Source organism: Halomonas sp. H10-9-1, assembly GCF_040147005.1.
Classification (GTDB): Bacteria; Pseudomonadota; Gammaproteobacteria; order Pseudomonadales; family Halomonadaceae; genus Halomonas.
Genome location: NZ_JAMSHO010000001.1, coordinates 892,566 through 914,336, shown reverse-complemented (window position 1 = coordinate 914,336; position 21,771 = coordinate 892,566). Strand labels below are relative to the sequence as shown.

Sequence of the window (21,771 nt, the reverse complement as noted above, 5' to 3'; positions counted from 1 at the left end):
GACATCAGAAACTGACCCCCTGGCGACAGTGAAATCTGACCCCCTTACCTGACGACCTGCTCGTGATGGTGGATGGTGTCGGGCTTGATCAGCCCGGCCTTGCGTTTGGCACGCAGTCGGTAACTGTCGCCGCGGATGGTGATGACGTGGCTGTGATGCAGCAGTCGGTCAAGGATCGCCGTGGCGACCACGGCGTCACCGAACACCTCGCCCCACTCGCTGACCGCCCGGTTGCTGGTCACCAGTAGGCTTCCGCGTTCGTAACGCCGGGTGACCAGCTGGAAGAACAGGTTGGCCGCCCCCGGCTCCAGCGGCAGGTAGCCCAGTTCGTCGATGATCAAGAGCTTGGGCTTGGCGAAGTGCCTCAGCCGCTCCTCCAGGGCGCCGTTGGCATGGGCCTGGACCAGCTGGGTGATCAGTGCCGTGGCGGTGGTGAACAGCACGGAGTAGCCAGCCTTGACCGCCTCCCGGCCCAGTGCCACGGCGAGATGGCTTTTGCCCACGCCCGGCGGGCCGAGCAGCAGCAGGGCGTCGCCGTTGGCGATCCAGCGCCCGCAGGCCAGCTCACGGATCTGACCGGGGTCGACGGCAGGCTGGGCGCTGAAGTCGAACCCTTCCAGAGTGCGCAGGAACGGGAAGCGGGCGATGCTCAGCCCCATCTGGATGCGCCGCTGCTCCTTATGGGCCACCTCCTGCTCGCACAGGTAGGCCAGCGTCTCGCGCAGGGTCAGCTCCCGGCGTGCGGCTTCGTCGAGCAGCGTGTCGAGCCGCTCGCGGATGGCGGTCAGCTTGAGACGCGTCAGCATGGCGTCCAGGCGCTCAGTCTCCGGCGTCGTCATCACCAGCCACCTCCCACCACGGCTTCGTACTCGGTCAGGTCGCGCTGCAGCGCGGCCGGCGGCAAGGTGGTCACGATCTCGCTGGACGCCACGACCTCCTCGGTGTCCGCCTTGGGTGATCGGTAGCCGACGATGCCCTGCAGATGCTCCGGCAGGCAGCGCACCTGGCGGCGCCCGCCCAGCTCCGGGTGGCGGGCCACCTCGCGGCCGGCGTGGTGCACCCGCAGTTCGCCGTCGGTCACGCTGACCTGGACAGGCTCACCGACCAGGCGCCAGGGCACGCTGTAGCGGTTGGTGTCGACCTCCACGGTGGCGTCGCGCTGAACCCGCCGGTTCAGCTCCCGGGCCTGCTCGAAGGGCGCCCGATCGTTGAGCGGTTGCAGGCTGGCCTGTTCGGCGATGAAGCGCACCGCCGGCAGCTCGCCGGTGGTGCCATGCACCCGCTGGTCGGCGATCTCGCGCATCCACCAGCTCAGGTGGGCCTCCAGCGCCGCCCAGGTGGCGAAGGTCCGGCCGGCGATGGCGTTACGCTTCACGTAGCCGACGCCACGCTCGTCCTTGCCCTTGGTGCGGGCACGGTACGGCGCACAGGCCACCGGCCGGAACCCCCAGTAGCGGGCAAAGGCCGCCAGCCGCTCGTTGAACACGACTTCGCGGGTCGCCGCGTTGTGGTGGTCGACCAGCGCCCGGGCGTTATCCAGCAGCACCTGCTCTGGCACCCCGCCAAAGTGGCGGAAGGCGCCCTCCAGGCCGGCGAACCACGCCGACTGCCGCTCGTGCCGGAAGGCACGGACGTAGAGGCGGCGGGAGTAGCCCAGGGTGGCGACAAACAGGAAGACCTTGACCGACTCCCCATTGATGGTGATGTGGCGGCTGCCAAAGTCGATCTGCAGCTGCTTCCCGGGCGGCGTCTCGAACCTCACCGTGGCCTTGGCTTCGGCGGCCAGTGCCTGGCGGAACGGCGCGCAGGCGCGTTCCACCGTACGCAGGCTGACCGTGATGCCGTGTTCGAGCTGCAGGTCCTGCAGGACCACGGCGGCGTTGCCGGCATGCTGCAGGAAGCGGGCCTTCAGCCATTCCTCCAGCCCTTCCAGCGACTTGCTGCGCTGCGGGCTCGCGTAGGGCGCCCAGCCGCCCTGGCGCAGGTAGCGCTTGACGGTGTTCCTGCTGACACCGAGTTCATCGGCGATGCGCTTGGTGCCCCAGCCACAGGCCTTCAGGCGCAGCATGGCGGCGACATCCTCTGGGCTCTGCATCGGTTCCCCTCGTACCTGAGTGTGGGGAACGTTATATCCGGATTTCTTCATGGGCGGACCCTCCTGATGAGCTCACGGAGGGGTCAATTTTCCGTGTCGCCTGGGGGTCAGTTTTACGTGTCGCCTGACATGTCCCTCAAAGCGGTGGAATCATACCCCTTGTCGCCAAGCACCGCCGCTGGAGAAAAGCCCGCCAGTAACGCTGGGGCGGCTCCGTACTCAGACGCTTGGCCCGGTGTGAGGATTAGCCGTACCGGGTTGCCGAGGGCATCGACCGCCGCGTGGATCTTGGTGCTCAATCCCCCACGCGATTTCCCCATGGCTTCGGTGCTCTGAGCCGTTTTTTTGCCGCCCCATGCTGATGAACTTTGACGATACTGCCATCTATCATCAGCTGCTCCATGTCGGGATCATCGGCTAATGTGTCGATAACCTGCTGCCAGACCCCCTTCTTAGACCACCGGTTATAGCGCATGTAGACAGTGTGCCAGCGACCGAAGGCGTCGGGCAGATCACGCCAGGGAGCGCCTGTCCGGGCGATCCACAGGACGGCTTCCACGAACAAGCGATTGTCCTTGGCCGTCACCCCGCGATCTGAAGCTTTGCCGGGGAGCATGTGCTCGATGCGCTCCCATTGGTCATCACGTAGCATTAGCCGAGGCATAGATCACCGAAAAATGCTGATATTCTAAATCAGCCCGATCTCCATCAGCAATTGTTAACGCAGCCTAGCTCCGATATTGTTTTGCACGCTCGCCGCGGAGAGGGTGCCAAGGAAGACGCTGCGCTCATCATCGCCAAGATTGATGCTGAGGCTGGCATCGTTGGCCATAAAGCTGGCATCGATCTGATTACGGTTCACATTCACCGTATCAGCCATGTTGGCGCTATTTCTAAGATTCAAGCGAACCTGGGAATCACTGGTAGAGGCGATGGGGTCTGAGCCGCCATTGCTAAGCCCCACCGTTGCCTGCTGGCTGGCCAGCTGTAGGGTCGCAGTACCTTCCAGCTCAGAATTGGCGCCACTCAGGTTCAGATTAAACGAGCCAGTATCAGAACTAGTGAAGCCGCTGGGAATATCACCCGACATGCTCATATCGACGGTGTTGCCCATGGCCGCGGCGGTGATGCGGTTGCCTTCGATGGTCACCGGGGTGCTAGTGTAGTCAATACTGGCACTGACTGCGCCGTTAGTAGTGCTAACACTGGAGGTCGTCGTGGGCGCAAAGAGCTGACCGGAGGCGATCAGGCCATCGCCACCTGCCGGATTAAGGTCATTCAGGTCAAGAGGGCCCGCGAAGTTGGTGCTCTCGAATTCGTTACCGATGCCCTCGGCGAAAATCAAATTATTGTTGACCTCAGGGCTTAGCGGAGACCCTGTCTCGGTGACATTGGCATTCTGAGTGCTAACGGTCAGGTCAGATTCTGATACCTGACGATTCTCCTCATTAAGCTGAGAGTTCGCCGTTAGCGTAATGGCATTGATTTCATTGGGTGTTGGCGGGATTGCAGAGCCATCAAGATTAAAATTCAGAGTGGTGAGATCGGCGGCCTTGGCCACGGCTAGCCCGAATATTGCACCAGGCATGAAAAAAGCGGCTGAAAATCGGTTATAATTCAAGAGCCTAATCAAGAATTAGCCGACACAGCCGCCATGACAAAATGTACCACGCCCACCGCCACCTTTCCACGCTGCAAAGGCCGTCAGATCACCGCCAGCTTCGATGGCGGCGAGGTCACCTCTGACGGTGGCATCCTGCTGCTGCGGCAGCTCGACCGCGAGATGGGCCTGACCCGCGCTATCGCTCGCCGGCTGAGTGATGACCGCGATCCTCAACGCTGCCTGCATCGCACCGAAACCCTGGTCCGGCAGCGCGTTTTCGGCCTGGCGCTGGGCTATGAGGACCTCAATGACCACCAGGCCCTGCGTCACGACATCGCCTTGCAGACCGCCGTCGATACCGATGGCGTGCTGGCCAGCCAGTCCACCTTGTGTCGCTTCGAGCAGCAGGCCGATCGGGACTGGGCGGCTACCATCCACGAGGAGATGATCGGGCAGTTCATCCGCTCGTTCCGGCGGCCACCCAAGAAGCCGCTCTACCTCGACTTCGATGCCACCGACGATCGGGTGCATGGCCAGCAGCTCGGGCGGCACTTCAACGGCTACTACAACCACTACATCTTCCTGCCGCTGTTCGTATTCTGTGGCGACCAGCTGCTGGTCAGCTATCTGCGTCCGGCCTCGCTGGATGCCGCTCACCACGCCGGTGCCATCCTCGCCCTGTTGGTTCGGCGGCTGCGCCAGGCGTGGCCTGAGGTGAAGATCGTCTTCCGAGGCGACAGCGGCTTCTGCCGTCCACTGATCCTCAACTGGTGTGACCGCCACGGCGTCGATTACATCATCGGCCTCGCCGGCAACAAGCGCTTGGCCAAGCTGGCTCTGGACATCGACTACACGTCGGCTATCCGCTTCGAGAAGAGTTGGGAGAAGGAGCGTGTCTTCGGCTTCATCGAGTACGCTGCCAAGAGCTGGAAGGAGCGTCGACGAAAGGTCATCGTCAAGTCCGAGACCAGCCGGCGTGGCTTCAACACCCGCTATGTGGTCACCAGCCTGCGCGGCTGCAGCGCCGAGTGGCTCTATGACCACCGCTACTGTGCCCGGGGCGAGATGGAGAACCGCATCAAGGAGCAGCAGTTCCTGTTCTCCGACCGCACCAGCTGCCACGAATGGTGGCCCAACCAGTACCGACTGCTGCTGTCGGGGTTGGCCTACCTGCTGCTGGAGCGGCTACGCCGGATTTACCTCAGGCGCACCGCCTTCGCCCAGGCCCAGGTCAACACCCTCCGCCTGAAGCTGCTGAAGATCGGCGCTGTCATCACCCGCAACACGCGCACGATTCGGCTGATGTTGAGCAGCCAGTACCCGGAGCAGGACCTCTTCCTGAAGCTGGCCAACAAGCTGGTGCCCGGATAGCGCCGCGGCGTGCTGTCCCCGGCACAGAAAAGACATGGGGGTGGGGGGAGGTGCGCCCTGAGCACAGGAACTTGATCAAAAAGCAGCCAAACTCCACCTCAGATCCCTTTTATCCCCACCGAGCCTGGCATCTGGGGACTTCTGACTGACCCGGTGCAACATCCGGGTTAGCACCGCGCTGCGTGTTGCGCTGCGTCGGCTCAGTAATACCCGGTGCTGTTGCCAGAATTGCCGTTGGTGTTGCCGGAGTTATTACCGGAATTCCCCGAGCTGCCTACCGAGCTGCTGGGCTGATTGTTGTAACCGCCGCTGCCACCGCCGCTGAAGGTACAGCCGGTGCTGTCGTTGATGGCGGCGGTGAGCATGCTGTCCTGGTTCTGCTGGTTGGAGTTGAGCGCCTGGTCGGTCAGCCCGCCATTGGCGTCCACGCTGCCCACGTTGCTGGAGATGGCCGAATCGGAGAGCGAGGAGCTCTGCGAGCTGTTGCTGTTGCTCTGGCCGACGTTGGCGTATTGATCCGCCTGGGTGGAGGCCACGTTGGAGGTGGAGTCGTTGCTGTAGGGCGGGTTACTGCCGGAGACATCGGTGGCGGCGTCGTTGCCCACGGTGATGGAATCCATGCCGGAACCCTGGGTGCCGGTGGTGGGCGACGAGGTGACGGCGTCCATCTGGTTGGAACCGGAATTACCGGTGGTACTGGCGCTCTGATAGCAGTTGATCTGGTCGCCGGCGAAGTTGGTGGTGTAGTTGTTGGTGACGTCGAAGGAGTCGTAGTAACCGCCCTTCTTGCGCTCGATGAGATCCAGCGTATTGACATCGGCGATGCGGTCGTTGGCGCTCTTGAACTGCCAGGAGCTATTCTCGCCAAAGCCGTTGGCCTGCACCACGGCCGCCTGCCCGATGGCCGCGGCAAGAGTCGCCGCCATCAGTACCTTGCCCGCCGTCGAGGCGGTCGTGCTTGCTCGACGCTTCATGATTCGTGTCCCCAGTGATGTTGCGCGTTGCGATGAAATGCGCGACGAAAGTCGATGCCGATGCCCTGTCATGCCATGCGGCTTGGCTTTTTTCGAACCCGGCAAGGCTCTCTTGAACATAGCAAGCGCAGGCGGCTTGTAAAGAAAGTTATCCCGATGCAACAGAAAGCTTACTTTGCTTAGCTTTCGAACAGTCGTATGACCGTAAAACAAGCCATTGCGCTACGCTTTTACCAGGCACTGGCCGCGGTATGTCGAGGCTTTCGTCGCTGGATGTGAATCAAGCTTATGCCGATATACCCGCGTTCTGCACGACATGACGCTCCCAGATAACCCGGCATTCTGTCTCAGGCGGTGACAGGGCCAGCCGGCCATTGCCAAGATATTGGCGAAACATTGGCAAGCGCTGATCAAGAGAGTAATGTAACAGCACGTATCGATAATTAACAAAGGGTAGCTCAATGTCGGCTAAGCCAGACGACGTCGCTTACCGCCGCATCGACACCCGCCCACTCGTTCCTGCGCAGGGCGAAGACACCTGGCGCGAGGTGCTCAACCCGGTCACCTCGCCCGATCGTTTGCACCGGCGCCCGTTCGGCGGGCGTATCGATGCCTGGCTAGGCGGTACGGGCATGCTGTGCGACATCCATGCCTCGGCGCAGATCACACGGCGGGATGCCACCCAACTGGCATTGGGTGGTGCACCGCTGTACCTGGTGATGCTGGTGATCCGCGGGCGTGTGCGCTATCACGACTGCGAACATGACCTGAGCCTGGGGGCCGGTGACATCCTGCTGGAGGACATGAGCCGGCCACGCCAGATCGTCACCGACGGGCTGGTATCGCTGCAGCTGATTGTGCCGCAGGAGGATGAGGAACTGCCGCTGCCGCCCGGTCTGCACGGCACGCGGCTGATGCCGCGGCACCCGGCCACGCGGCTGCTGGCCCGGCACCTGGTGGCCACCCGCGACCTGGTGGAAGGGCTCAACCGCGAGCAGTTCGAGTGTTGCCAGCGGGTCAGCCGTGCGCTGATCCTCGCCGCGCTGACCTCGCAGCGTCAGCCGCCCGGGCTTTCCCATGTGCATCAGGCCATTCGCCGCGAGATCCTCGGCTATATCGACGCCCACCTGAATGATCCGGCGCTGTCGGCGGGGCACCTGGCACAGCGTTTCCAGATCTCGCGCTCGCAACTCTACCGGCTGTTTCGCGATGCCGGCGGGCCCTCGGCGTTCATTCGCTTTCGGCGCCTGTGCTGGGTGGCCAAGCAGATGACCGAGCAGCGCGGCCAGGCCACGGACTGGGCGACGCTGGCCGACCAGCTGTGCTTCCCGTCGGAAACCGCGCTGCGTCAGGCCTTCGAGCAGACCTTCGAGATGTCGCTGGAGCACTTCAACCAGCTCTCGCGCGAGCACCTCAACCCGATTCAGGACGACCCGCTGCCCCAGCTGTTCGCGCGCCTGCCCCAGGGCCAGGCCGGCGATCTGCTGCAGCGCCTGGAGGTGTGACATGCCGCTAGCCCCGCGCCTGCTCGCCCATCTGGATGACATCCGCCTGTGGCAGATGCCACCGGCACGCATGAAGGCCCTGCCGCCCCCCTGCACCCTGCACGACCCGCACACCCAGTGGTTGCTGGTACCGCGCGACGGGCGCATCAACGTGCCCGAAGAGGGCCTGGAAAGCGACACGACGCCATTGCTGCTGGGCCCGACGGGGTCGCAGGTGGTAGCGCTGGAGGGCGCGGCCATCGCCCTGGAGGTGCCGTCCTACCGGCTGGCGGTGTCGCCTTTGACGGGAGGACAGCATCGCCTGCTGGAACACGAACAGGGACATCTGGTGCAGGCGCTGCTGGAGGAGCTGACACTGCGTATCGAGCGCATCAGCCCGGAGAGCCAGCGCTACATCGCCCAGGCGATCAGCGACCTGCTCTATTGCCCCGCCCCGGCCCTGGGGGAGACGGGTGAGTGCTCCCTGCTGGCAGAGGCGGATACGCTGATGCGCCGGCGCCTGGCGGAGCACACGCTGCGCGCCGAGGACATCGCCCAGGCCATGGGCATGTCACGGGCGGGGCTTTACCGAGTGCTGACACCCTGCGGCGGCTTCAAGACCTGCCTGCACGCGCTGCGCCTGGACCGCGTCGCCCAGCTGTTGCGCAACCCCCAGCAGGATCGCAAGGCGATCAAGGGGCTACTGTTCCACAACGGCTTCTCTTCTACCGAACAGTTCCAGCGGCTGTTTCGCCAGCGCTTCGGCGTGGCCGCCCGCGCCTTCCGCAAGGGCGCACTGTCGCCGCTGCTGGGCGATTGGCGCTTCGAGGCGCTGCCCGGCAACCTGTCATAGCGTGTTTCGACGACATAGCCCGAATATGACACCGCCGCCCGGGTGGGCGGCGGTGTGACGGCGGGTTGGCGTGGCCTCAGGCGATGCTGACGTCGCCCTCGGCGCTGGTGCCGGCGAGCAGGATCAGGTACTCGTCGCTCTCGATGAAGGCCTCGGCCACCTCGGCGCGATCGCCGCCCTCCTCCAGCACGCCCTGCCAGTAGGCCAGCCCACCGGCATCGGCCACGCGCCCCAGTACCTGCAGGTAGAGCATGGCCAGGTAGTCGGCATCGGCCAGGTCGGCATTGGCCTGCTGGAACTCGTCGCTGGTCAGGAAGCTCTCGATCAACGGCGAGAGGTCGTCGGGGTCTTCCTGCGCCGCCAGCTGCTCGAGCCAGTAGTCGCGCCCTTCGTCGTCGGGGTCACGGCCAAGGATGGCCTGGTAGATGCTGTCCACCGAGGCCTCGTCGGAGAGCCCGTTGCCGGCTGGCTGGGTGTAGTCCACGCCCTGCAGGGCGCTTTCCAGCAGGCTTTGCAGGGCATCGCGCGCCTCCTCGGAGGAGGTGAACTCGATCAGCAGATCGGAAAGCGCACGCCCCTGCTCGAGCAGGCCGGTCCAGTAGGCCAGGCCGTCTTCGTCGGCCTCGCGCCCCAGCACGTCGAGGTAGAGCTGCTGGAAGAAGGCATCCGGATCGCTCTCGGGGTCGGGCAGCCCGGCCTGGCCGAGGAAGGTGAGCGCCTTCTCGGTAAGCGCGACCGCGGTGTCGTACTGGGCACGCCACAGCTCGATAAGCTGATCGCTGGGCGTGGTCTCGAGCAGGCCGGCGTAGAGCCTGGCCACCGCTTCCACCCACTCCTGCACGCTGTCGATATCCAGCGGCGGTGCCGGGTCCGGCGTGGGGTCGGTATCGGGCGGTGTCTCGGTATCGGGCTCCTCGGCGGGCGGGTCGACATCGGGAATCTCGATGTTCTGCAACGCCTCGAGATACTCCTGGTAGAAGGGCTGCTGCATGAACGCCATGCCATAGGCCAGGGCGTTCTCCGGTACGGCAAGCCACTCCTCGATCTGCGCCTGCTCGGCCTCGGTGATCTCGTCGCGGCCGCGCAGCGCCACGCCGGTGTTGTCTTCCAGGTAGCCGATGCCCCACTCGATGATGCGATTGGCCAGGTCCGCACTGATGGTGACCCCGCTGTCCAGCAGGGTGCTGCGTAGTTCGTTGTTCAGATCGACCATGAAGATGGCTCCCTTGATGTTCTTCTTCGACTGTTCTTCATGCGGCTGCACGTCTTCCTCGGGGCTGTTGGTCTTCCCCGGGAATGCTCAGGCGATTGCCGCTTGCCCCCAGGCTCGCGCGCGAGGCACGCGAGACCCTGCGTCACTACGCCACACTCACACGACGTAACAAACTGGATAATAGGCCAAGGCGCGAAAAATGGTTCATCGCATTTTGCCGGGAAACGCGGCACGGATCTTCAGGAAGAAGTACGCCGTGTCGCGGTACCCGTAGGCCATCCGCTTGATGACCTTGATTCGGTTGTTCATACCTTCCAGCACGCTGGTGTTTAGCCGGTGGCGAGCACTGGATACGATGCCATCCAAGTAGGGCTCCAGCTTCTTGGTGAAGCGCACCAAGGCGTCGATACCGCTGCTCAACGCCATACCGGCCCACTCTTGCCAACCGCTGCGTGCCGTCGCCTCGTCCTCGGCAAACCACAGTGTCTTGAGCTGGTCTTTGAGCAGATACACCTTGGTCAGTGAGGCATTGGCGGCCAGCAGTTCCTCCAGCTTCACCGCTTGCTCAGGCTTGAGGTTGTCTTGATTGCGCAGCAGCAGCCAGCGGCTGCCCTTGATCACCTTGCGGGCCGCCTTGTCGTCGCGCAGCTGATTGGCCTGATCGACGCGCACCCGGTCCATCACTTCACGCCCGTACTTGGCCACGACATGGAAGCGGTCGTAGACCACCTCGGCGTTAGGGCACTGGTCCTTCACTTCGAGATCGAAAGACGCGTTCATGTCCATGGCGACGGCCTCGATCTGCTGTCGCGCATCACCCAACCATTCGAAGAACGGGCGGATCGCCTCCCGGGAGCGACCTTCGCCGATCCACACCACCTGCTGGGTGTCGGCACACGCAATCACCGTGGCGTAGCGGTGCCCCTTGTGGAGGGCGAACTCGTCCATCATCAGGCGACGCAGCCGCGTCGGGTCCGGCGCCGGCAGGTCACGCTGTAGGCGCTGCTTATCGATGGCCTTGACGGTATGCCAGTGCAGGCCGACCAAGTCGGCGACATGCCGGATCGGCAGCAACTCGACCAGACGCTCCACCCACTGGCGCAGCGTGGTGGTCACCGGTGAACGACCCGGCAACCAGTCAATGCGCTCGCGTGTCGGGCCGCAGACGGGGCAGCGCAGGCGACGTACCGGCACCTCCAGCTCCACCCGGTAGATCAGCAACGGCGCCTCTCGGACGCGACGGTGATGCACGTCATGGACGAGAAAGCAGGCATGGTCACAGCCGCTGCAGACTGGCGGGATCAGGTCATCAGGCGCCAACTGGAGCCGTAGTGTTTGCTCATCCAGGAATTCGTGATGGGCGACGGTGAAACCTTTCCAGAACAGGCAGAGCGGGGTAGCATCCATGGCAACGGCGGTATCCGTAGGCTGGGGTTTGTGGTGAACATCAGTTTACTCGGATTTACCGCCGTTTCTCTATCCCGCCTCTGCCTAAGGTTGCTTCGCTTTCACGCCAGTCTGCGAAGAACCCAACATTTGCCATGGTCAGTTCCTCCTGCCAGTGCTCGAAGAAGGTCACCCAGGCGGCCAGTGGGCCCGGGCAAGGCTCAAGCGATCTGCTTTTCCCAATTCGATCAGATTCATCTGCAAGATATTCCCCAACGTCACATCAGGCTGAGACTCATCGCGCATCTCAAAGCGCCAAACAGCCTGCCGCCTCTGGGCCTCGGTTGCCGTAAACAGGTCGAAGTCCAGCAGGTGAATACCGACGGAAGCCCTGAGGTGCTGGTAGTCCTCGCCAGCGTCCAGCTGCAAGCCGAGGGTCCGCTCCAATTAGACCAGTTCAGTCGCGTGGGGGGGAGGCGATCACCGACGATAACCAGATGACGCTGTTCACCGCCATGGGACTGTTGGCAACCGAGACCCAGAGGCGGATAGAGAGCTTTAGGCTGGGGCTGCTGGCAGTGGAGCGCCTGCTGGTCGGCGAGTAGATCACCAAGGCGAGGCGTGGCATATCGAGCCGTGATCCGCCGGGGGTCAATGCTTGAACAGCTCCTCTAGGGAGTTGGCCGTCAGGATCGCAGCGGACCAGTCTTCCAACTGCCCGGGGGTCGCTTGGTCCAAACGCTGCTGCACCCACTCAGGTAGCTCTCCAAACTTGATTTTTGTTTGCTTGGAAAGCAAGTGAACCTCGCCCTCACGCCGAGCATCATTAAGGAATGACACTTCATCCCGTAGCGCCCGCTCGCGCACAAACGCCAGGCGCTGTGCCTCTTCGTCAGCGCTGAGCTGCCGGATACGGCTCATGGCCTGCTTGACGGGCTCATGGGCAACATTTGCCATGGTCAATTCCTCCTGCCAGTGCTCGAAGAAGGTCACCCAGGCAGCCATCGGGCCGGGGGCAAGGTTCAGGCGGTCGGCCTTTCCTAGTTCGATCAGGTTCATCTGCAAGATGTTCCCCAGCGTCACGTCAGGCTGGGACTCGTCGCGCATTTCAAACCGCCATACAGCTTGCCGCTTCTGGGCCTCGGTGGCCGTGAACAGATCGAAGTCCAACAGGTGGATGCCGACAGACGCCTTGAGGTGCTGATAGTCCTCGCCAGCATCCAGCTGAAGGCCGAGGGTCCGCGCCAGGTAGAACAGGCCACGCTTGTGCCAGGCGCCGTAACGGCGAACCTGAATCTCCACATTGTAGCAGTGACCGTCGGCATCACGAGCCAGCACATCGAGAATGATGTACTTGCCGGTAAGCTCGCTGGGCTCGATGTTGGGGTTGAGCACTTCGACAGCTGTGATATCGGGCAGGTCCGGCCGCAAATCGTTGATCAGCGCCATCAGCAGATCCGGCGCTTCGGCAAACAGTCGCTTGAAGACGTAGTCGTTCTTGGGGTCGAGTAGGTTGGCCATGAAGTGCCCTTGCCAAATGGTCTTGCTGCAGGATACCACGCTTTGGGTGTCGCCAGGCAGGACGATCCAGCCACACGCCAAGCTAACCCCCTGATTCCATGGCGATGCATCCCGCCTCGGGGTAGTCTGATGGCTTTCCGCTGCCGCGGCCACGCCATGCCTGTGCTGCACCCTCGCCGTGATGAAGCCGGCCAGCCGGTAATCCTGGCCACGCCCTCGACGCCGACGCCTCTGGCCTGCTGGGACGACACTACCGCGATCACGCGGGTGGTGCCGGACGGACCGTTGCCGGCGAGCCTGAACGGGCTGGCGCCGCCATCAGAACATCGACCGCTTTGGCGAACCTGGCATTACCGACTACCTGACGGCCTACGGTCGCGTGGGGGAGATCACCGATAATACCCAGATGACGCTGTTCACCGCCGTGGACGTCAGGTGCACGGGGTGTGGGGTGTAGGGTGTGGGATGACCGAGGGCGGCGTCACACCACCGGCATGCCCCCAGACGACGCTGACGCATTGAGGCGGGATAAGGTGCGTTCGGCCAGCATGTCATGACCCTCGTAGTGATCCTGCAAGTCATTGAACCCGGGCAACTCCATCCCCGGTGCCAGGTGGGGAAGCATGACGCGACGTATCCACACCACGAAGGCACGCCGTAGCCTGGCCACTCACTCTGTGCAGGTAATCCAGCGACTCAGCCGGCGCCTCAGGTCGTGCAGCCTCGTCTCGCTCACCGCTCCCATTTGCCCCAGAAGCAAGGCACCGTCCAGCACCGCGACGCGTGACAGCCGAAAGACACTGGAAACCTTGAGGCCGGAGGCAGCAAACTCATCACTCTCCGACGTCAGCACCCAGTCGAGACCTGTCTCGGTCTGCTGCAGGCGAGAGGAAATCATGCAGACGAGCCAGTCGTCACGGGCGTGATCCAGCCGCCGCAGCAACAGCACAGGGCGCTTCTTACTGTGAGTGAGATCGGTGTAGGGAAAGGGCATCAAGGCAATGTGGCCAGCACGCTTCATTGCCAACGTTCCTTGAGATCATCCTCAGAGTAGAGGTCAGGCTCGAACTCCAGCCCACGCATAGCTTGATCAATGCTCAGCGCATGAAACTGGTGATCTGACCAGTCGGCTTGCTCAGCGACCTGTTCATCAGCGTAGCGCTGTTCCAGGAAGGTAACGAAATCAAGCACCTCCTGCTGGCGAGCGGCCGATAGACGACTAACCTTGGCAATGAGTTCTTCAAGCTGCATCGCGCTTACCCATGGAAGCATTGTTACCGCGATCAGAATAGCATATGGCCTGCTCGCCGCCGTCAGCTGATGTATGCGACGTCAACTACTTTGGCCGCTTGGCGACAATTAAAATGGCCGGTTGGGTGGGTAGTTGTCGTCAGTCTGACGACCCAGCTTTTCCTCCTTGTAATTGTCGTTGATAAGCACGCTTACGGTAGCTCTCCCCGCTCAGCTCCATCAGCGTGGCGTGGTGCACCAACCGGTCGATGGCGGCCACTGCCATCATGCTGTCGGGGAAGATACTGTCCCAGGCGCTGAACGGCTGGTTGGCGGTGATGATCAGGCTGGCCGACTCGTAGCGATGGGCGATCAGCTCGAACAGCACTGACGTCTCGGCCTCGCTGCGTTGGACGTAGCCGATATCGTCGATCACCAGCACGGCGTACTTGTCGAGCTTGATCAGGGCGTCGCTCAGGCGCAGTGCCTGCTTGGCAGCCTGGAGCTCCTGGACCAGGCTTGAGGCGGTGGCGTAGCGCACCCGGTAACCCTGGTCGACCAGCGTATGCCCGAGCCCGGCCGCCACGTGGCTCTTGCCGACGCCGGAGGGCCCAAACAGCAGCAGGTTGTGAGCCTGGTCGACCCACTGCGTGTCGCCGGCCAAGGCGCTCAGTTGCCGGCGCTGCTCGGCCGCGATGGCGTCGAACTCGAAGGACTCCAGCGTCTTGCCCACCGGCAGCCGGGCCTCCTTGAGGTGCCGGGCCAGCCGGCGTCGCTCACGCTCGGCCAGCTCGTGCTCGCATAGGGCGGCCAGTGTTTGTGGCAGGCTCCAGTTTTCGGCTCGGGCGCGGGTTTCCAGCTGGGGCCAGCAGGCGGCCATGGTGGGCAGGCGGAGCTGTCGCAGTAGCAGCGGCAGCGTCTGGGCATCAGGCATGGCAGCCCACCTCTGTGGTCGGCACGCTGGGCACCAGATGGTTGTAGCTGGCGATGTCATGCTGAGTCACCTGGGGGAAAACCAGCGTGGCGCTCGGCGTGGCGGCGAAGCGGGCCTGGAGCTCGGCCAGCGTCGGGCTCTTCCCGCGCGCCAGGGCGCCCAGCCAGTAACTGGCGATCGCCTCGGCCTGGTCCTGCTCGGCGGCCAACGCCAGAGCGCCAACGATGCGCTTGCAGGCCTCGGCGACCGGCAAGGCGGCGGTCAGCCGGGCGTACAGCTCGCGCCACTCCGCACTCGGCAACAGGTCGTCGCGGAACGTCAGCCCCGCCAGCGCCCGGGGCTTGCGGACCAGCCAGCCGATCACATGGCGGTAATCGATGACCCGCAACCGGCCGCTTTCCGGCGTGGCATGCAGCCGCCTCAGCGTCAGCAATGCTTGCTGTGCGTGATGCAGCACCAAGCGATCATCGTAAAGGTGCACCCGCAGGTTCTCGCCGATCAGCCGGGACGGCACCGAGTAGAGCACCTTGCGCACCTGGATAGTGCTGGAGGTAGTGACGCGCACCGTCACCTCGCTGTAGTCGGTACCGGGCCGGCTGGGCAGTGGCTGTAGCGCGCCACGCTCGACGGTGATCCGGGCCGCGTTGCGGCGGTTGATCGCGGTGGTCACCTCATCGAGGAAGGCCTGGTAGTCATCGAGGCTAGCGAAGTCCTGGGAGCCGCGCAGCGTCAGGCGCTGTTGCAGGCGCCGCTTGAAGTGGCCATGTGGCGACTCGATGCTGGCGTTTTCATGGCCGCGCCCTGGGTTATTACGGGTGGCCGTCATGCCGTAGTGAGCGCACAGGGCAGCATAACGCTCGGTGAGGTCGGCTTCCGCCTCCCGGCCGAGGTTGCGGAAGGCCGCCGACAAGCTGTCGGTGCGGTGCTCCGCGGGGACACCGCCAAGGCGCTCCAGCGCACGGGTCAGGCCTTCAGCCAGCGCCGGGTAGCTCTCGCCACCGAGCACCACCCGGACATAACACCAGCCGCTGTAGGCCAGGCGGAAGTGGTAGAGCCGGTGATCAAGCAGCTCCCCTGCCACGGTAATGACAATCCCCTTGAGTTCGGTGAAGTCGGAGAGGCCGCGCAGCCCGGGGCCATGGGTTTGCGGGAACATCACCTCTTTCTCCGGGCCATGCGCGGCTCGCCAGCCCTTGACTCGACGCTGCAGGGTACGCAGCAAGCTATCCGGATACTGGCCGGGGTGCTGCTCCTGTAGCCACTCCAGCAGGGTCAGGGCTTGCAAGCTCGGGGTGGCGGCCAGCTGGGGGACGAGTGCGGTCTCCCACACCTCAGCGAAGGGGTCGGGCCGGGTTCGCCAGTGTCGTGATGCCTGCGGCTCGGAGGACTCGGCCCGGCGTTCGAGGCGGCGAGCGGTTCTAACGGAGAGGCCGGCCTTGGCGGCGGCTACCTCCTGGGTCTGGCCTTGTTGACGTTGCGACATATAGAGCGTGACCTGTTGGCTGGTGACCGCCATACCGGCTCCCTGGTGGGTCGGGACAAGCGGTCAAGCTTAGGGCAACCGGTCACAGTAGTTGTCGTCGGCCGGCCAGAGTAATTGTCGCTCTATACAAGTCCCACTGGCTTGTCTGTGGCTAACCCCCTGATTCGATGGCGTTGCTAATCATCCTGAGCTAGTCTGACGGCTTGCTGCCGACGAGACTGCGCCATGCCAGTGTGCCACCCCCTTCCCGACGACGCCGGTGACGCTGTTCACCGCCGAGGGACTGTTGGCCACCGAGGCGCAGGGGGCGGGTGGAGAGTTTTACACTGAGGCTGCTGGCCGCGGAGCGACTTCTGGACGGCGAGTTGGTCGCCAAGGGAAGGACATGGCGGAGCGAGCCGTGGTCCGCCAGAGGCGTCAGTGTGTGAACAGCTTGTCGAGGGAGGTGACGGTCAGCATCTGCATTCCCCACTCACCAAGCTGCGCATCGGTGGCCGACGCGAGCTGCTCGTCCACCCACGGCGGCAGGTCGCCAAACTTGAAAGCCAGCTGCATACGGAGCAGCCCGGCGAAACCCTCTAGGCGCCCTTCCTGGCGCCCTTCCTGGCGTTCTTTCTTCACCAGATTTTCCAGATTCTCTGCCAACATGTCCTTATCCTCCACGAGGCTATCGAGCCGATCCAGGTTGATCCCGGCCCCCAGTCGATGCAAATGCCGCTTGAGCCAGCGGGTGATGATCCGGTCGATGCGCTCCTTGTCGGGGTCGACCTGGATGATCGCCACGATCCGGTCCACGGCACGCTGCAGGGCCTCCCAGCTCTCCCCGGCGTTCTCGACGCTGAATACGCCGCTCAGTGGCGTCTGGTGATCGCCAAAGGGGGCCGTAGCGTATGAGCCATGACGAGGGCAATACACGAGGGAAAGTCTTCAAGTGCTTAGACCATGCCGGTGCCCTGTCGCATCGGCATAGGTACGTGTCTGCATGGGAAGCAGCGCTTTGCGCAGTGGAGCGGTGGCATCCCTCAGGCCCCATCGCTTGCTGGGAGAATATCGCCCTTGGGTGGGTGTGTCGTCGCTTCCCAGCAGTTGTCGATGGAAATGCCGGGTGAGCTGCTGTAGGTATCGTGCGGTATCTCTGCGGCATACCGGGTACTGGCTTAGCAGCTCGAGCACACAGAGCGCCCGCTGGAACTCCTCACGAGACATCACGTCGCGCAACCGATCCAGCTCTGCCAGCGTCGGCCGATAGCCCCGGTACCAGACGGCTTCAGCCAGCTGCTTCACGTCATCGACTGCAAGCTCGAGAGGGCGTGAGCCGACCCGATACAACCGTTTACGTTTGAAGGAAACCATCATGACTCGCCCTCGGTGCGATGATAGTCGTCGAGTACCACGTTCAGATTGCCCAAAATACGGGGTTCATCGCCGACATAGTAGCTAATCGCCTCCCGAGCTAATCGTTCAAACTCACCGATGTCAACATAAGAAAGCGTGACTGCTCCCCGCCCTAGCGGGCGAGGCTTCCCACTTCTCAGGCAGCTGCCGACGATGTGCCGGACTTACGCAAGCCTCCATGGGCAGAGACGGACAGCCCTTCCGCCTTCAACTGGATGATGCCTTGCTGCTTGATGTTCAACGCCGCGTTGATGTCCCGGTCGTGCTGTGTGTGGCAGGCGGGGCACTCCCACGACCGGACGCTCAACGGCATGGCGTCCATCTTGTGCTGGCAGACATGGCAGGTCTTGGAGCTGGCAAACCACGGGTCAATCTTGACCAGATGCTTGCCCTGCTCCCTGGCCTTGTAGTCCAGCTTGGTCATCAAGGCATGCCAAGACGCATCGCCGATGTGCTTGGCGAGGCGGGCGTTTTTCATCATGTTGCGGACCTTCAGCGTCTCGACGATCACCGCTTGGTTATCGTCAACGATCTGTCGAGAGAGCTTGTGCTGGAAGTCGTTGCGGGCATTGGCGACCCGCTCATGCGCCTTGGCGACGAGTAACCGTGCCTTGGCCCGGCGGGCGCTGCCCTTCTTCGTGCGGGACAGCGCCTGCTGCTTGCGCTTGAGGTTCTCTTGCGCCTTCTTGAGGAAGCGTGGATTGGCGACCTTGCGACCATTTGAGTCGATAGCAAGATGGGATAGCCCCATGTCCAGTCCGACGACGCGAGAGGTATCAACGTCCATGGTCGGCGCGGGGGCCGCCTGGTCGGTATCAAAGAGCAGCGAGGCGTAGTGCTTGCCGGTGACCGTGCGCGACAGCGTGATGCTCTTGAGCTTGCCGTCAACAGGCCGGTGAACGTTGGCCTTGATCGGCCCCAGTTTGGGCACCTTGATCCAGTTGTCGCCGGCCTTGACGCCGACGCAGTGATAGCTGGACTGCTTGCCCCGCTTGCTCTTGAAGCGCGGATAGCCGGCCTTCTGCTTGGGGTCGAAGAAACGCTGGAAGGCTTGGTCGAGATTGATGCACGACTGCTGGAGAGCCATGGAATCCGCGTCTTTCAGCCAGCCATACTGGCGGGACCTCTTGGCCACCGGCAGCAACTTCTTGATGTCGTGCTTGGCGCTCAGCGACTGGCCGTGGCGCTTGTAGCGATGCGACATGATGCGAAGGCCGGTGTTGTAGACGAAACGCACCGCGCCGAACTGGCGGTTCAAAAATTCCGCCTGCTCGGTCGTGGGGTAGAGTCGTACCTTGGTAGCCTTCAGCATGGCGCGCCATTGATGCATGGATGTATGTACAGCTTATGCCGCCGTGCCCCATACCGCAAACCCAGCAGCGCTATCGCACTGCCCGCTTACCTCCCCGCCCGAGTGGGCGAGGGTTCACGCGGATTTTGCTGAGCAGCACCTGGATGTCGTGCTGGTCACGCTCGCCAAAACGGCCAAGCTTGGAGATGGCCACATCCAGCGCACTGGCGACGTAGACCTCCACGTTGGGGATGTTGCTTTGCGTCACCAGCCGAAGGACCCGGTCCTCGTAGTCTTCGTGCAGCGGAGCGAGTGTTGTGTTGAAGCTGGCATCCAGCTCCAGCATCTGCGTCACGCCCTCTTCGTCCGCAAACACATAGGCTTCTTCATCCAGCAGCGCAACGATGTCGGATCTATCGGCATAGCCGTGGGACGCTATCTCAGCGTCAACATCCGCACTACCTCGTGCCTTCGTGTGGATATGGACCGCACAACCACCGAAAACAATCACTTGGAAAACGCCCTTCTCGCCGCTGGCATACAACGGCTCCAGCACATCGAAAAAGGCCACAAGCGCACGTCCTAGCGCAGTATCAGGCTCGATGGTCGGATACATCCGCGGCTCTATGGGCATGTGCTCTCCGTGTCGCTGAGGCTTGGCAACAAGCCACTTATGATCACGAGAATACCATACCCCTACCCACTGCGATGAGTCCCACTAGCTTGTCTGTGGCTAACCCCCTGATTCGATGGCGATGCTAATCACCCTGAGCTAATCTGACGGCTTGCTGCCGACGAGACCCTGCCATGCCAGTGTGCCACCCCCTTCCCGACGACGCCGGGCAACCGGTGATCCTGAAGGCGCCCTCCACGCCCAGCCCCCTGCCCTGCTGGGACGACCCCACGGCGATTGCCAGCGTGGTGTCGCAAGGCCCACTGCCGGCGCAGCTCAACGGGCTGGCACTCGCGCCGTGGCGCGCGGCCGGCAACGCGCCCACCGCCGCGCCATGGCTTGCAGCCAGCGAACTCCCGGGCGAAACACCACCGCTGGTGGTCTCACCGGGCAAGGCCCCCGCCGCGGGTGCCGTGGTCATGGAGCCCGACGGCCGGGTGTGGGTGGTGCACCCCAGTAATGCCTTCGGCGGCTACCGGGCGACCTTCCCCAAGGGCAAGCGGGAACCGGGGCTGAGCCTCGAGCAGACCGCCATCAAGGAGACCTTCGAGGAGGCCGGCCTGGTCATCGCCCTGACCCGCTGGCTGGTCGACGTGCCACGCTCCACCAGCGTGACCCGCTACTTCCTGGCACGCCGGCTGGGCGGCACGCCGGCCGCCATGGGCTGGGAGAGCCAGGCGGTGAGCCTGGTGCCCATCGCACGCCTTCACGAGGTGCTGCATCACCCCAACGACAAGCCATTGCTGGCGGAGCTGTATCCTGAATCCGTGAGACCAGCCCCCAGGAATGCTTCTAACCTACTGAACTGCATGGCAATATAGCGAATATCGCCATTCACCCAGACAGTGCCATGCCCAACGTCAAGTTCCGCGCCAGTCGCCGCACCCTCACCAGCCACGCCGGGCTGTCCATCATCGGGCAATGCTTCGAGATCGCTGGCGTCGACAGCATCGACAGCCGCTTCCCCACCACGCTGGGCATGCGCACCAGTGACGTGATCAAGAGCTACCTGGGCCTGCTGTGTCTGGGCATGAGCGACTATGACGCTGTCGAGAACTTCCGCCGCGACAAGCCCTTCCAACAGCTGCTGACCCTGCAAAAGGTGCCGAGCACGGCGACGCTGCGACAGCGGCTGGAGAAACTTGCCGCTAACGACCTGCAGGCGCGCACCGCCACCTGGTCCACGACCCTGCTGTCACTGGTCGAGGCACCGATCACCGCCGAGACGACGCACGTCTGCCTGGACATCGACACCTTCGTCATGGACAACAGCAACTCGAAGAAGGAAGGCGTCTCGCGGACTTACCAGAAGGTCGATGGCTACACCCCGATCGCCGCCTATCTGGGCAACGAAGGGTGGTGCCTGGGTCTGGAACTGCGTCCTGGCAAGCAGCACACCATGAAGGAGAGCAACGCCTTCCTGGAGCGGGTACTGCCTCGCGCCCAAGGCCTGACCGAGCAACCGATCCTGTTACGCGAGGACAGCGGCTTCGACAGCCAGGCGCACCTGGCGCTTCTCGAACAGCAGCGCCAGGTCTTTGCCGACGAGGGGCGCCGGCTCGACTATGTCGTCAAATGGAACCCGCGCGGCTCGGCCACGGCCGATCAGGATACCTGGTTGGCTGTGGCGGCGGACTACTGGGAAGAGCTGCGTCCTGGCAAGCGCCAGGCGCTGTGGACGCAGACCGTCTCGATCCACGACGACAACAAGACCGAATACGTCGTCCAACGCGTGATGCGCCTGGTCGAGCGCACCGCCGATCGCGATGGCCAGTTGCTGCTCGAACCGGACTATGAGTTGGAAGGCTGGTGGACCAGCCTGGACGAGGCGCCGGAGGCGGTGATCAAGCGCTATCAGGCGCATGCCACTCACGAGCAATTCCACAGCGAGATCAAGACGGATCTCGACCTGGAGCGGCTGCCGTCGGGCAAGTTCGCCACCAACGATCTGATCCTGCATCTCGCCCAGCTGGCCTACAACATCCTGCGGCTGATGGGGCAGCTGGGCATGACCGGCGAGCTGAGCCCGGTGCGCCATCCCGCCAAGCGGCGGCGGATCCGCACCGTGCTACAAGAGCTGGTGCATCGTGCGGCGCTCGTGATTCACAAGGCGCGGCAGATCATCCTCGACTTCGGGCAGGACATCGGACGCATGACGGTGTTGAACACCTTGCGAAGCCGCCTGCGCTATCCCCGAGGCACGCCATGCTGATCGTCTGTCGGACAAAGGCACCACGCAGAGGGCTGACGGTCACCGGCAGCCAG

At 63.3% G+C, this 21,771-nt stretch carries 23 protein-coding genes; 5 read left to right on the top strand and 18 right to left on the bottom strand.

What is annotated here, in order from left to right; translation table 11 throughout:
• Positions 1-44: 44 nt before the first annotated feature.
• The 5 genes from istB (NFH66_RS04115) to NFH66_RS04100 form a co-directional block, all read right to left on the bottom strand.
• Positions 45-839 carry an IS21-like element helper ATPase IstB gene (gene istB, locus NFH66_RS04115; protein ID WP_349608615.1) on the bottom strand — a complete coding sequence of 265 codons (795 nt, stop codon included), beginning with the start codon at positions 837-839 and terminating at the stop codon, positions 45-47.
• Positions 839-2,146, bottom strand: a complete 1,308-nt coding sequence (gene istA / locus NFH66_RS04110) for an IS21 family transposase (protein ID WP_502878633.1) — start codon at positions 2,144-2,146, stop codon at positions 839-841. The genes istB (NFH66_RS04115) and istA (NFH66_RS04110) overlap by 1 nt, the downstream gene beginning before the upstream one ends.
• 62 nt (positions 2,147-2,208) lie before the next feature.
• Positions 2,209-2,415, bottom strand: a complete 207-nt coding sequence (locus NFH66_RS17730) for a transposase (protein ID WP_502878632.1) — start codon at positions 2,413-2,415, stop codon at positions 2,209-2,211.
• Positions 2,391-2,747: an IS5 family transposase gene (locus NFH66_RS04105; RefSeq protein WP_162900037.1), complete on the bottom strand. Its 357-nt coding sequence runs from the start codon at positions 2,745-2,747 to the stop codon at positions 2,391-2,393. Before NFH66_RS04105 ends, NFH66_RS17730 begins: the two co-directional genes overlap by 25 nt.
• Before the next feature lie 66 nt (positions 2,748-2,813).
• Entirely contained in the window at positions 2,814-3,716 is a 903-nt protein-coding gene (locus NFH66_RS04100; protein ID WP_349608613.1) for a hypothetical protein, read from the bottom strand.
• 33 nt (positions 3,717-3,749) lie between these two features.
• Between NFH66_RS04100 and NFH66_RS04095 the strand changes: the two genes are divergently transcribed.
• Positions 3,750-5,069 (top strand): IS1380 family transposase, encoded by a 1,320-nt coding sequence (locus NFH66_RS04095; protein WP_349608612.1) that lies wholly within the window; start codon positions 3,750-3,752, stop codon positions 5,067-5,069.
• 200 nt (positions 5,070-5,269) lie between these two features.
• On the opposite strand, the gene NFH66_RS04090 is transcribed toward NFH66_RS04095, so the two are convergent.
• On the bottom strand, positions 5,270-6,043 hold the full coding sequence (locus NFH66_RS04090) for a hypothetical protein (RefSeq protein WP_349608611.1): 774 nt from the start codon (positions 6,041-6,043) through the stop codon (positions 5,270-5,272).
• A 461-nt stretch (positions 6,044-6,504) separates the two neighbouring features.
• Between NFH66_RS04090 and NFH66_RS04085 the strand changes: the two genes are divergently transcribed.
• Positions 6,505-7,548, top strand: coding sequence for an AraC-like ligand-binding domain-containing protein (locus NFH66_RS04085; protein ID WP_349608609.1), 1,044 nt, complete (start codon positions 6,505-6,507; stop codon positions 7,546-7,548).
• A 1-nt stretch (position 7,549) separates the two neighbouring features.
• Positions 7,550-8,380 (top strand): helix-turn-helix domain-containing protein, encoded by an 831-nt coding sequence (locus NFH66_RS04080; RefSeq protein ID WP_349608608.1) that lies wholly within the window; start codon positions 7,550-7,552, stop codon positions 8,378-8,380.
• A 76-nt stretch (positions 8,381-8,456) separates the two neighbouring features.
• On the opposite strand, the gene NFH66_RS04075 is transcribed toward NFH66_RS04080, so the two are convergent.
• The 12 genes from NFH66_RS04075 to NFH66_RS04020 form a co-directional block, all read right to left on the bottom strand.
• Positions 8,457-9,644 (bottom strand): DUF4214 domain-containing protein, encoded by a 1,188-nt coding sequence (locus tag NFH66_RS04075; RefSeq protein WP_349608606.1) that lies wholly within the window; start codon positions 9,642-9,644, stop codon positions 8,457-8,459.
• 153 nt (positions 9,645-9,797) lie between these two features.
• Entirely contained in the window at positions 9,798-11,000 is a 1,203-nt protein-coding gene (locus NFH66_RS04070; RefSeq protein ID WP_349607353.1) for an ISL3 family transposase, read from the bottom strand.
• Positions 11,001-11,168: 168 nt separating this feature from the next.
• Positions 11,169-11,408, bottom strand: coding sequence for a hypothetical protein (locus NFH66_RS04065; RefSeq protein WP_349608604.1), 240 nt, complete (start codon positions 11,406-11,408; stop codon positions 11,169-11,171).
• A gap of 222 nt (positions 11,409-11,630) precedes the next feature.
• Complete coding sequence (locus tag NFH66_RS04060; protein ID WP_349608602.1) at positions 11,631-12,500, bottom strand: Rpn family recombination-promoting nuclease/putative transposase; 870 nt, start codon at positions 12,498-12,500, stop codon at positions 11,631-11,633.
• 670 nt (positions 12,501-13,170) lie between these two features.
• Positions 13,171-13,521: a type II toxin-antitoxin system PemK/MazF family toxin gene (locus NFH66_RS04055; RefSeq protein WP_349608600.1), complete on the bottom strand. Its 351-nt coding sequence runs from the start codon at positions 13,519-13,521 to the stop codon at positions 13,171-13,173.
• Positions 13,518-13,751: a DUF2281 domain-containing protein gene (locus NFH66_RS04050; protein WP_349608597.1), complete on the bottom strand. Its 234-nt coding sequence runs from the start codon at positions 13,749-13,751 to the stop codon at positions 13,518-13,520. The genes NFH66_RS04055 and NFH66_RS04050 overlap by 4 nt, the downstream gene beginning before the upstream one ends.
• A gap of 139 nt (positions 13,752-13,890) precedes the next feature.
• Entirely contained in the window at positions 13,891-14,664 is a 774-nt protein-coding gene (istB, locus tag NFH66_RS04045) for an IS21-like element helper ATPase IstB (protein ID WP_133483961.1), read from the bottom strand.
• A complete protein-coding gene (istA, locus tag NFH66_RS04040) occupies positions 14,657-16,180 on the bottom strand; it encodes an IS21 family transposase (protein ID WP_502878631.1) in 1,524 nt (507 codons plus the stop codon). The genes istB (NFH66_RS04045) and istA (NFH66_RS04040) overlap by 8 nt, the downstream gene beginning before the upstream one ends.
• A 384-nt stretch (positions 16,181-16,564) precedes the next feature.
• Positions 16,565-16,930 (bottom strand): RpnC/YadD family protein, encoded by a 366-nt coding sequence (locus tag NFH66_RS04035; RefSeq protein WP_349608596.1) that lies wholly within the window; start codon positions 16,928-16,930, stop codon positions 16,565-16,567.
• 144 nt (positions 16,931-17,074) lie between these two features.
• On the bottom strand, positions 17,075-17,503 hold the full coding sequence (locus NFH66_RS04030) for a hypothetical protein (RefSeq protein ID WP_349608594.1): 429 nt from the start codon (positions 17,501-17,503) through the stop codon (positions 17,075-17,077).
• A gap of 175 nt (positions 17,504-17,678) precedes the next feature.
• Positions 17,679-18,854 (bottom strand): RNA-guided endonuclease InsQ/TnpB family protein, encoded by a 1,176-nt coding sequence (locus NFH66_RS04025; RefSeq protein WP_349608592.1) that lies wholly within the window; start codon positions 18,852-18,854, stop codon positions 17,679-17,681.
• 70 nt (positions 18,855-18,924) lie between these two features.
• Positions 18,925-19,449, bottom strand: coding sequence for a DUF6036 family nucleotidyltransferase (locus NFH66_RS04020; protein ID WP_349608589.1), 525 nt, complete (start codon positions 19,447-19,449; stop codon positions 18,925-18,927).
• A 191-nt stretch (positions 19,450-19,640) separates the two neighbouring features.
• Between NFH66_RS04020 and NFH66_RS04015 the strand changes: the two genes are divergently transcribed.
• Together NFH66_RS04015 and NFH66_RS04010 are read left to right on the top strand one after the other, a co-directional pair.
• Entirely contained in the window at positions 19,641-20,327 is a 687-nt protein-coding gene (locus NFH66_RS04015) for an NUDIX hydrolase (RefSeq protein ID WP_349608588.1), read from the top strand.
• A gap of 29 nt (positions 20,328-20,356) precedes the next feature.
• Complete coding sequence (locus tag NFH66_RS04010; RefSeq protein ID WP_349608587.1) at positions 20,357-21,718, top strand: IS1380 family transposase; 1,362 nt, start codon at positions 20,357-20,359, stop codon at positions 21,716-21,718.
• Positions 21,719-21,771: the final 53 nt, after the last annotated feature.